Source organism: Syntrophorhabdales bacterium (genome assembly GCA_035541455.1).
GTDB lineage: Bacteria > Desulfobacterota > Syntrophorhabdia > Syntrophorhabdales > WCHB1-27 > JADGQN01.
In genome coordinates, this window is record DATKNH010000143.1 from 1 (window position 1) to 11,940 (window position 11,940).

8 protein-coding genes are annotated in these 11,940 nt (G+C 54.7%); 7 read left to right on the plus strand and 1 reads right to left on the minus strand.

Going from position 1 to position 11,940, the window contains the following annotated elements; translation table 11 throughout:
- The first annotated feature begins 274 nt into the window (after positions 1-274).
- From VMT71_15625 to VMT71_15640, 4 genes are all read left to right on the plus strand, one after another.
- The gene (locus tag VMT71_15625) at positions 275-2,413 is read left to right on the plus strand and encodes an aldehyde ferredoxin oxidoreductase C-terminal domain-containing protein (GenBank protein ID HVN25403.1); all 2,139 of its coding nucleotides are present in this window, start codon (positions 275-277) and stop codon (positions 2,411-2,413) included.
- The gene (thiS, locus tag VMT71_15630; GenBank protein ID HVN25404.1) at positions 2,413-2,610 is read left to right on the plus strand and encodes a sulfur carrier protein ThiS; all 198 of its coding nucleotides are present in this window, start codon (positions 2,413-2,415) and stop codon (positions 2,608-2,610) included. Before VMT71_15625 ends, thiS begins: the two co-directional genes overlap by 1 nt.
- Before the next feature lie 164 nt (positions 2,611-2,774).
- Positions 2,775-4,013, plus strand: a complete 1,239-nt coding sequence (locus VMT71_15635) for a hypothetical protein (GenBank protein HVN25405.1) — start codon at positions 2,775-2,777, stop codon at positions 4,011-4,013.
- 112 nt (positions 4,014-4,125) lie between these two features.
- Entirely contained in the window at positions 4,126-7,236 is a 3,111-nt protein-coding gene (locus VMT71_15640) for a PAS domain S-box protein (GenBank protein HVN25406.1), read from the plus strand.
- 97 nt (positions 7,237-7,333) lie between these two features.
- On the opposite strand, the gene VMT71_15645 is transcribed toward VMT71_15640, so the two are convergent.
- Positions 7,334-8,164 (minus strand): N-acyl homoserine lactonase family protein, encoded by an 831-nt coding sequence (locus VMT71_15645; GenBank protein ID HVN25407.1) that lies wholly within the window; start codon positions 8,162-8,164, stop codon positions 7,334-7,336.
- A gap of 331 nt (positions 8,165-8,495) precedes the next feature.
- Between VMT71_15645 and VMT71_15650 the strand changes: the two genes are divergently transcribed.
- The 3 genes from VMT71_15650 to VMT71_15660 form a co-directional block, all read left to right on the plus strand.
- The gene (locus VMT71_15650) at positions 8,496-9,221 is read left to right on the plus strand and encodes a FadR/GntR family transcriptional regulator (protein ID HVN25408.1); all 726 of its coding nucleotides are present in this window, start codon (positions 8,496-8,498) and stop codon (positions 9,219-9,221) included.
- A gap of 58 nt (positions 9,222-9,279) precedes the next feature.
- Positions 9,280-10,761, plus strand: a complete 1,482-nt coding sequence (locus VMT71_15655; GenBank protein ID HVN25409.1) for a UbiD family decarboxylase — start codon at positions 9,280-9,282, stop codon at positions 10,759-10,761.
- A 193-nt stretch (positions 10,762-10,954) separates the two neighbouring features.
- Positions 10,955-11,940: hypothetical protein (locus tag VMT71_15660; GenBank protein ID HVN25410.1), on the plus strand; the 986-nt coding region annotated here is incomplete at its 3' end.

An 11,940-nucleotide genomic window follows, 5' to 3' on the forward strand; every position in this document is an offset into this window, starting at 1 on the left:
CCTCGGCGCGCCTCGGTATGCATCTTGAACGCAAATCGGTATTATACCAGAAAGTTTAACAACGAGATAGACAAACGATCTTCTTTGCGGCTTCAATCTACTCTTGCCGATCCGTACCTCCCGAGTGAGAGCACGTTAAGCGTCTTGACAGTCGCAATCCCTCGTGATACTTTAACATTTCGCAACCGAGCTAACGTACGTCTTCGTGATCAAGGAATTAAATTTCCTCATCATATAAGTTGGACTGAAGCTTGCCCGAAGAAGAGGGGATGGAATGGCCAATCTGCACGTCAAAGAGATCAAGACGCTGTCGTACGAACGACCTGTGATAAAAAGAGGTTACGCGAACCAGACGCTCTACGTCAACCTGACGGACTCTGCAATCTCCTGTAAACCGGTAAGCGAAGCGATGCGCGAAACGTTCATCGGCGGCAAGGGCTTTGATCTCTGGCTCCTCTGGCACGCTGTGAAGAAGAACACCCGGTGGGATTCTCCTGAAAACGCACTCTGCGTCGCCTGCGGGCCATTAGGCGGCACGTCTGTATATCCGGGGTCGGGTAAGAGCATCGTGGCGGCCGTCTCTCCGACAACGGGCTCGGTGATGGACTCGAACGTAGGCGGATTCTTCGGCCCTTATCTCAAGTTTTCAGGGTTTGACGCTCTGGAAATCCAGGGTAAGACTAATACGCCGACCGTTATCTTCATCGACGGGGTCACTAAGCAGGTGCAGATTCTCGAAGTGGAGGGGCTCCCTGCAGGGGCGCACGATATCTCTGAAGTTCTGACCGATCACTTCGGCAAGGGGAAGCCCAGGACTATTTCTGTGGTCTCTACAGGCCCCGGAGCAAAGCACAGCTTGATAGGCCTCCTCAACTTTTCCTGGTATGACCCGAAGCGATCAAGAGCCAGGCTCAAGCAGGCGGGACGCGGGGGCATGGGAACGGTCTTTGCAGACAAGGGTCTGAAAGCCATCGTAGCACGGTGGGACACCGTCAACCTCGCACTCAACGATCCTGCAGACGAAGAGACGCTCAAGAAAGTAGCAAAGCTCCACTCCCAGGAAATAATCGAACAGGATCCGAGGCAGAACCAGATGTCATCCGTAGGTACTGCGCATCTGGTCACCATCATGAACGACTATGACCTTCTACCGACTCACAACTTCCGTTACGGCCAGCATCCGGACGCGCCAAAGGTGGGCATGGAGGTTTACAGGCCCTTGTTTGACAAAGGTTTCGACGGTTGCTGGATGGGCTGTTCGCTCGCCTGTTCGCACGGCGTCAGGGATTTTGTACCCACGAGCGGTCCATACGCGGGAAAGAAAGTCTTTGTGGATGGCCCCGAGTACGAGACGATTGCCGGATGCGGTTCCAATCACGGCATCTTTGATCCGCTGCATATCATCGAGATGAACTTCTACTGTGACAATTACGGTGTTGACACGATCTCGGTCGGCACAGGCATTGCCTTTGCCATGGAATGCTTTGAGATGGGTCTCATCAATAAAACGCATACCGGCGGCATGGACCTCAAATTCGGAAATAAAGCATCCGCGCTGGAACTGCTCCATCAGATGGCGCGGGGGGAAGGATTCGGCAAGATTGTCGGTCAGGGCATACGGAGAATGAAGCAGATATTCTCGCGCGAATTCGGCGCGGACCGGGCCATCATGGAGGATATCGGGATGGAGGCCAAAGGCCTCGAATTCTCGGAATACATGCCCAAAGAGTCCCTTGCCCAGCAGGGCGGTTACGGCCTCGCCCTCAAAGGACCGCAGCATGACGAGGCATGGCTTATCTTCCTGGACATGGTCCACAATTTCCTTCCCACGTTCGAGCACAAGGCTGAAGCACTCCACTGGTTCCCTTTGTGGCGTACCTGGTTCGGCCTCTGCGGCCTCTGTAAGTTGCCATGGAATGACGTGGTCCCCCCGGACAATAAACAGACCAAGGAGCCTGCGAAGGTGATACAGCACGTTGAATGGTACACGCAATACTTCAACGCGGTCACCGGCAAGAACTGTACACCCGAAGACCTGATCACCATGAGCGAAAAAGTTTACAACTTCCAGCGAATCCTTTGCCTCAAGCTGGGATTCGGTCGTCGGGCGCACGATGCGATTCCATACAGGGCCATGGGACCCGTAACGACCGATGAATACGAATCGAGAGCGGAGCGTTACGATAAACAGTTGGAAGAACTTCACGGCGTGAACACAACAGGAATGAGCACTGCAGACAAGGTGCACACGCTGCGCAAACTGCGCGAGCAGAAATACGAACAGCTCAAAGACGCGGTGTACGAGCGCAGGGGCTGGACAAAAGACGGCATTCCCACGCTTGACACGGTAAAACGCCTCGGCATAGACTTACCGGAAGTGGTTGATGTGCTGAAGGAGCATGGAGTAGCGTGATGGTGCTGGTCGAGGGTAGAGAGTTCCGATGGAGAGAAGGATTGACGGTTGCCGAACTCCTGGAGGAGTTGGGCGATCCCTACCCTTACGCAGTGGTGCGCGTTAATGATGCCGTCGTCTCGGGCCCTGACTTTGAAAGGGCGAAAGTGCCGAGAGGGTCAGAGGTGTTTCTCATCCCTCTTATCGCCGGCGGCTGATACCTATTCGCCTCCAGGCTTAGTTCTTGCTTGTCTGTACGCAGTCCAACTCAAATACGTCCCAATCTTCTTGCTCCCAAGCCGTAACGCGCTTCTACCGTGCGTCATGCCTCGCCAGGCATAACAACATTTAGAACATCCATCATCAGCCGATCACTTAAGTAATGGATAGAGTTAGCAGCAGTCACGGGGTATCCCTGCTGACTGCAGTCGCGATCCTGATTCTTCTTTCCATACCGATTCCTGCCGGTGCGCAGGCGTCAAGCGTAGTCCGATGGGATCTTGTCGGAACCGTGAACAGCCCGGAGAGCGGGAGAATTGAGGTTTATCTCCTGAATGGCATGGTACATGGACCGCCCGCCTCCCGGGAATTCCTGGAAAAGGTAGTCTGGACGAAACATGGGAAAACCATCACGGCGAAGAACGTCGTGGATTGTGGGAGCAAGGTCCGGAAATTAGTGCTGCTTAATGAGTATAAGCGTCATCACGTTGATGGCTCGGACCGTTACACCCTTGTGAGATCGCAAGAACCAAAAGATCCTGCCATGAAGGTGGATCCTGACCTTCTCGCTGAAGTGATCTATAACGAAGTTTGTCTCAGGCCCGCGCTCAACAATGAAGCGGAGCCTGTTCCTGGTGCCAACATAACTGCTGTCTCCCAGGAAGCCTCCGAAGCGCCATCACAGAACTGCGCCTATTGGATATCACCTGGCAGCCACTTATTTTCCTCAAGCGGAGCATCGGGCACGATATCTGTTTCGACCCAGACGAACTGTCAATGGCTGGCATCCTTGAATGCTCCGTGGGTCCTTATGGATTCAACGAATAAGGGATCCGGCAGCGACACAATCAGCTTCTCTCTCTCCGCAAATCCTGGCGCGGATTCCCGCACGGCTCAGATCACCGCGGAGGGACAGATAGCTTCCATCGCCCAGGAAGGCAACCCGGAGTCCGTTGAGTACACGTTGACAGTCAGGAAAACGGGGAAAGGACGAGGAGCAGTGACTACCAATCACACAGGAAATACTTTTCGAAAAGGGACGACGGTCACTCTCAGTGCGCTGCCCGGCGTCGATTCAGTATTTTCAGGATGGTCCGGGGCCTGTTCGGGAACAGCGCGGAACTGTACGATTAAGATAAGCTCGGCCAGTTCCGTCACAGCATCTTTTTCATTGAAAACATTTACAATCTCTGTGCCCACGTCATCCAATGGCACCATCTACCCTGCTGGTCCCGTGAAAGCAACCTATGGAGAAGAACTGACATTCCAGATGTTTCCTCTGTCGGGCTACCGCGTTTCCAATGTTCTTGTTGATGGCGCCTCCGCCGGGGCGGTTAACTCGTACCGGTTCAAGAGCATCTCAGCCGACCACGTCATTCAGGCCACGTTCGTGAAGGAATAAGCAATCAGAAAAGGATAGCGCGAGCCCCTGTTGTAATCGGTTCCGCATTCTGCTATCTATTTGCCTGATGCCGTTACGGATCCCGCTGAATTATAGAGAGGCGCGATAAGCGATGAACAGATTCATGTCTTTGTCCATCCGCACGTATCTCGTGATTTTCATAACCCTGTTGGCGTTACCATCCGTGGCCTTGATAGTCTATTCAGGGTTAGCCGCGCGCAAGGCGGCAATAGATGACGCCAACAAGCAATGCCTGGAGGTTGTCAATAGTCTTGCAGGCGAGCAGCAGGCTGTCGTTGCAGGAGCCGAGCAGCTAGTCACCACCCTTGCTCTTCTGCCGGAAGTCCAGGCGCGCAACAGCACGGCCACCAATGCGCTCCTTCGAGACCTCTTGAAGAAGAACCCTCGCTACGCCAATATTGTGATCGGCGATGCATCAGGCTCTGTGTGGGCCTCGGCAGTGCCCTTTCAGGGGAACCTTTCCATGGCTGACAGAAGGTACTACCAGGAGGCCATCCGCACGGGAACGTTTTCTTCCGGCGAGTACGGCGTGGGCAGGGCAGGAGGAAAACCGATGATGAGCTTCGGCTATCCCGTAAAAAACGCCGACAATAAGGTGATAGCGGTGATAGGGGTCGCCCTCGACCTGGAGTACGCCCAGCGGACTTTTGAAAAGATCAATCTTCCTCCCGGGTCGTCCTTTGGCATCCTTGACCACCAGGGCATCATTCTCATCAGGAACCGCCAGGACCCGTTCTCAGAAAAGCTCATCGGCAAGCGTGACTCAAAACAAGAGAACTTCACCCCGATGACCGGGGGTGCTCCCGGAGGGACCTTTAAAGCCATAGGGAACGACGGGATCTTTCGTCTCGCTGCGTACAGGAAAATGACCTTACCGCACGAATCAGCACCTTATCTCTATGTTCGCTCAAGCATACCGCTGGCCTCAGCCACTGCGACGGCGAACGCGGCGATGGTTAAGAACCTGACCTTGCTCGCGGTGCTCTATGCAATCGGGCTTGTGCTCGTCTGGTTCATCGGGAAGCGTCTCATCGTAAACCCTGTCACCCGCTTAATGAAGGCATCTGAGCAACTTGCCGCCGGAGCGGGGAACGTGCGCATCTCTCGTGACATCGAAGGTCGCGAGCTTGGGAGACTGGCCCGGAGCTTCGATACCATGGCAGATACGCTCGCTCAAAGAGAGTCAGCTCTCCGTGAGAGCGAGCAGCGCTGGGCCACCACGCTGGCAAGCATCGGCGATGCGGTCATCGCCACAGACACAGATGGCAGAATCTCCTTTATGAACAGCGTTGCGGAGGAACTTACCGGCTGGACGCAGAAGGACGCGGCGCTCAGACCGATAGCCGAAGTCTTTCACATCATTAACGAGCAGACCCGCAAAGAAGTCGATAGCCCTGTCTCACGCGTGCTGAGAGAAGGAATAATTGTTGGACTCGCCAACCACACGATCCTTGTCCGCAGGGATGGCACCGAACTTCCCATTGATGACAGCGGCGCGCCCATACAACGCGTGGATGGCAAGACCACGGGCGTTGTGCTCGTCTTTCGGGACATCACCGAGCGGCAGGCGGCCGAGGAAGCCCTGCGGCAAAGCGATGAGCGCTTCCGTCTTGCCCTGCGCAACGCACCCGTGTCAGTGGCAGTGCAGGACCGCGACCTCCGGTACATCTGGGCATATAACCAGCGCACCGCACGCCCCGAGGAGATCATAGGCAGGCGGGACGAAGACATCTTCACGCCCGAAGAAGCGGCACGGGTTGATGCGATCAAGAGGCGCGTGCTGGAGGAGGGCGTCGAATACCGCGAGCAGATGTGGTTCAACCGGGCTGGCGGTCCTATTTTTCTCGACGTCTATTGGGAGCCCATGCACGATGAGACGGGCCGTGTCATAGGCGTGGGCTCGGCGACCGTCGATCTGACGCCGACAAAGCTTGCAGAGGAAGCATTGCGCAAGGCGCACGACGAACTCGAAGAACGTGTCAAACAGAGAACTACGGAACTCCAGAGCGCCTATGACAACCTCACCAGGGAAATCGCCGAGCGGGAGCAGGCGGAAGCCCAGCTCCGGCAGGCTCAGAAGATGGAGGCCTTGGGGACGCTCTCCGGCGGCATCGCGCATGACTTCAACAACATCCTCGCAGCGATCATCGGCTTCACGGAACTGGTAGCCGAGCGTGCGACCCCGGGAAGCCGGGACGAGCATCACCTGCACCGGGTCTTGGAGGCGTCGCTGCGCGGGCGGGAACTGGTGAAACAGATGCTGACCTTCACCCGAAGTACGGCGCAGGAGAAGAAGCCGTTGCTGCTGAGCAGTATCTTGAAAGAGACTGCAAGGATGCTCAGGGCTACCACGCCTACAACGATAAGTATCAAAGTGAACATCCTGAGCGAGTCGGGTCTCATCCTCGCCGATCCCACCCAGATCCAGCAGATCGTCATGAACCTGTGCACCAATGCCACCTATGCCATGCGGGAAAAAGGAGGCATCCTCGACATCGAACTCACCGATTTCAGCGTGGCACGATCCAACGGGAACAATCACGGCATGGAGCCTGGACTGTACATGAAGCTCGTGGTCCGCGACACGGGCAGAGGCATTACGCCCGACATCATGGACAAGATATTCGACCCGTTCTTTACCACAAAGAAACTGGGGGAAGGCACAGGGCTCGGGCTCTCTGTGGTCCACGGCATCGTCAAGCGCTCGGGCGGCTACATCGCGGTGGAGAGTGCACCCGGTAAAGGTTCCACGTTCACCGTGTACTTCCCGAAGATTGCCGGAGAGCAAAAGACAGCAGCGCCCGGTCTCGATATGATACCTACCGGCTCCGAGCGTATTCTCTTTGTGGACGATGAAGAAGCGATTGTGGAGATGGGTGAAGACATCCTCGCCGAGCTCGGCTATGAGGTGACCTCCCGCACCAGCAGTAAGACCGCTCTAGCACTTCTGCAGGAGAACCCGTCTCGTTTCGACCTGGTCATCACGGACCAGACCATGCCGGACATGACCGGTGTTGAGCTTGCCCGGCACATCCTCGCGCTGCGTCCCGACATCCCCATCATCCTGTGCACCGGCTTCAGCCATATGATTGATGCTGAAGGTGCCAGGGCTGCAGGAATCAGGGCCTTCGCCATGAAACCCCTCACGAAAAGAGAGATCGCCACGACAATCAGAAAGGTCCTGGACGAGCCAGCGGCGTAGCTGCGTTCAATAGGCAATCGGTACCCGCATACAGGTGTCCCAGAGATGAAAAGTTACTATTCACAGCTATGGGGGTGAAAAGGAGGAGTTTCGCGGATCACACGAGTCTCGTCACATCCTCAGCGATCTTCGGGTAATCGGTCAGCATCTTCACATCATGGCCGGGAAATATAAGGTCGACGTTCGAGACTTTGGACTTCAGTTTGTCGTAGCTCTTCATCCACGCAATGATGTCTGTGATGAAACAACTGGGTATGTCGTCCGTGAAGCTGCGGGCGATATGGGCGCAGTCCGAGGCGACTATAGCCGAGCCCTTCTCCGTGTTGACCGCCACCGCCTGGAGACCTGTGGTGTGGCCCGGGGCCAGGAGTAGCTCTATCCCGGGTGCGATCTTCATGTCTCCGTCAACAATGACGAGGCGGTCGGACTCCGCCATAGAAGCAATCTTCCGGTTGGCCCTGGCATCCGTGATGCCTCGGAAAGGCGCTCTCTTCGCTACCGGGTCCTTGGTCCAGAAATCGAGTTCCATCTTCTGAAGATAGAACTTGGCTTTCGGAAAGGCATCGGGGAACATCTCTATTCCACCGGCGTGATCGAAGTGGACGTGGGTAATGATGACCTTTTTCACATTCGTGCCGTTCACGCCTATGCGGGTGAGGACATCCACGGGGTTGACGTATTCTTTCAGTTTCCGCTTCTTTGCCTCGGTTATGCCAGTGCCTGTGTCGACTATTATGTTCTCGTTCTTTCCTTTGATGACCCAGATATAATAGTTCCGCTCGATCGTTTCGTTCCAGCCCTCGTTCCAGAGCACCATGGCAAGGCTGCTCGAGAAAGGACCCGCATACTTCAGAGCGTATACCTCGTAAACCGGTGCAGGTCGTGCCGCATCTGTCTCGGAAGGTCCCTTTCTAAGACCGCAAACCATTCCTTCCCGGGCCGTCGCTGCGCCCGGGACGTCGTCGCCCGGCTTGATGGACTTTCTCTTTGTGTACCTTATGAGAACCTCCTCTTTTTGCTAAAAGTTGTTCGCCCCTTCCCAAGTATAGCAGAATCAGCGGGAAGAATAAGGGGTAAAAAGCAAGGGAGTCCATGTCACAGACTCGGTGCTCGCGCCGCTCTCGTCTATTCAGGAAGTTTTCAAGACATTTTTCTTGACAGACAGTACTTGAGCATCGTACCTTAGTTGGTAAGATGTCATACAGGTATGATATGTTATCTGTTACATACTACCTGTCAGTTGCACACAAGGATGAGCGATGAACGGTCTGAAACCCGTTAAGAGCCCGAAAATCACGGATCTTATCGTTGAACAGATTCGAGAGATGATACTCGCGGGGAAAATCAAGCCGTCCGAAAAACTGCCGGCAGAGCGAGAACTGGGGATACAGTTTAGGGCGAGCAGGATCGCCGTGCGGGAAGCGCTGAAGAGTCTGGAGGCTGCGGGGCTTGTCACGGTCAGGCAGGGATTGGGCGCTTTCGTCGCTGAAACCGATTCGAGAACTATGAGTGCTTCTCTTTACTCCATCCTGCGGATCCAAAACGTCTCGATTACCGAACTGGAAGAAGCGCGGGTAGTTTTTGAACCTACGATCGCTCGGCTGGCCGCCAAGCAGATCACGCAGCAGGATATCGATCTTCTTCAAGAGAACATTGACAAGACTGAATCCCTGCTCACCTCTCATGCGAGCGCAACCGCCCTGAACCTCGAATTCCACTCCCTGGTGGCAGCAGCAACTCACAACAAGGTAGTAGAGCTCACGATGAGAACCATGCTTGAAGTTGCCACTGAAATGACCATCGAAACATCCAAACATTTCGAGGAGAGACTAAAAATTTCACAGCAGGCAGTCAAGGACCACAGGGATATCTTAAAGGCGCTGAGACGAAAAGATCCTGACGAGGCATACAAGTCGATGCTCAAGGACGTTGTCAGGGTTCAGCGCGGTTTGAGGCATACCATCTCTGGCGAACAATCCAGCTGAGGCATATATCTGTCGTACTTTAAGCTCTGCAAATGAGCTACTATTCTAGGAGGATATCATGGTGGTGTGGAACGATCTAAGAGGTTGGCTGTCAGAAGTTGAGAAGATCGGCGAACTCGTCAAGATCAATGAGCCTACCGACTGGGATGAGGAGATTTCAGGACTGACCTATCTCGTCGGAAAGAAACAGGGCGGGCCTGCGCTGCTCTTCGACAATATAAAAGGCTATCCACAAGGTCATCGCGTCCTGTCCAATGTTCTCGGATCGAGCCTTAACAGAATCGCCCTTGCGCTGGGACTTCCGCTCAACCAGCCAATGCTCGAAATGATCAGGGCGACCAAGGACATCTACAAGAACAGGATCCCGCCGAAGATCGTTGATTCCAAGACTGCACCGGTGAACGAAAACATCGTAAGCGGAGACGACGTCGACATTACGAAGTTTCCCGCTCCAAAAATGTGGCCCCATGACGGGGGCCGGTACATCGGGACCGCAGATGTCGTTATCACGAAGGACCCGGAGAGCGGTTTCCTCAACCTGGGCACCTACAGGCAGATGATCATGAATGAGAAACAGGTGGGCTTTTACGTCTCTCCCGGAAAAGACGCCCTCCTGCATCGTGAAAAGTGGTGGCAGCAGGGGAAGCCCTGCGAGGTGATCGCTGCGTACGGCATCGACCCGGCGATGTTTATCTGCGGTGCAATGGGCTTTGCGAAGAACGTTTCTGAATACGAGGCGATAGGCGGCATCATGGGACGGCCCGTGGAAGTATGCAAAGGCATCGCTACGGATCTCTTTTATCCAGCCAACGCCGAGATCGTGATCGAAGGAATTTCCTACCCCGATAAGCTGAAGGAAGAGGGGCCGTTCGGGGAGTTTCAGGGATACTACGGTAGACCGGGCGGGCCGACGCCAGTGATCGACATCAAGGCGATACATTACAGGAATAACCCGATCCTGACCTCCGCGCTTATGGCCGATCACCCTTCCTGCGAGCAGAACCTCTTTTTCGGTATCGCCCGCTCAGCCAAGATCTGGGACGACCTCCAGACGATGGGCATACCGGGTATACAGGGCGTCTATTCCGTGCCGTGCTCGGGTGGCGGGTTCGGGATGGTATGTGTCTCCATCGAGCAGCGGTATCCAGGACACGCTGCACAGACTCTTGCCATTGCAGCGCAGTGCTCTGGCGCAGCATACTATACCAAGTGGGTGGTCGTGGTCGATGAGGACGTAGACCCGACCGATATTGAACAAGTAATCTGGGCAATGTCCACGAGATGCGACCCGGAGGCGGATATCGACCTCCTGAGGCAGACATGGTCGACCTATCTCGATCCGACCAAGAACCCGCCGGAAGAAAGGATATATGGGTCAAAGGCGCTCATCAATGCGTGCAAGCAGCACAAGTTCCTCAAGACTTTCTCAAAGAGAACGAGGTTGACGAAAGCCACGTATGAGAAGGTGCAGAAAAACTGGAACAAGTACGGACTGCCGTTCGACGTCCCCGTCATACAGACGTTTGAGCCGGATATGTAACTCAAAATCGGTTGTGAGGGATATCGTTCTAAGGCAGTGAAGTTTCTGACAGCGAAAACAGCCGGAAGCAGGGATGAACGTCAATCCGCGTTCATCCCTGCAGTTCTTTTCAAGATTTCGTCAGGCTTTTCGTGGTCTCGGGCGACGTAGCAACAAAGCCTCTGTTGCGGACGACTCGATATAATGGCATGCTATGAAGACCATGGGTAGCAGACTTAATTTTAGAGGAGATTGTGCTACTACGGCAATGGGCATCATGCCGCATGACTCGGTAGATTCCGCTCTCAGTGCGGCTCTTGCTCTCGACATCCCCTTCTGGCCCCAGCTTCCTCGCGTTTCATTCTACGAGGACATGTATGTCCAGGCGATGGAGAACTTCCCGGGCGTTGTAATCGACGAGGAAAATCTCAGGATACATGTCGACAGCGATAAGTTCATGGAGGACCTGCCTCTCTATCTGGAGAAGGAAACATCCCCTGAACTCTTCCGGTTGTCCCCGGAATTCTCTCTTGTGTACCACAGATTTCTTTCTCTTGATCTCTCGTCCTACAGGGCAATCAGGGGACAGATGATAAGCCCGGTAAGCGCGAGCCTCAAGATAACCGACGAAAAAGGAAAACCGATCGCTTACAACGATGAGATGCGATCGCTCCTTTTTTCCTTTATACAGAGGAAGGTGAACCTACAGTACGCAGAGCTTGCCAGCAAGAACCCGAACGCCTTCGTCTGGGTGGATGACCCGGGACTTCAGTTCTTGTTCAGCGCTATGTCCGGCTATGACGCTGTCAAGGCAAAAGCAGAGCTTGCCGATTTCTTCAACGGGATCGACGGGCCCCGGGGACTTCATCTCTGCGGCAATCCCGACTGGGATTTTCTTTTCTCCCTTCCCCTGGAAATTATCTCCTTCAATGCATACGCCTTCGGCGATGTGGTCGTGACGTACGATTCGGTGAAAAGCTTCATTGAGCAGGGAAAGATCGTCAGCTGGGGCATCGTGCCGACCCTTGCGGAGGAATTCATTGCCGAGGACACGGAAACCATTACCAAGCGATTGACGGCAATGTGGCGCGGTCTTGAAGCAAGAGGAGTACCATGGGACGACATCATCCAGAACGGCCTGATCGCACCGGCGACCTGCAACCTGCTGAACATTGACAAGACCGCAACGGTGGACCATGC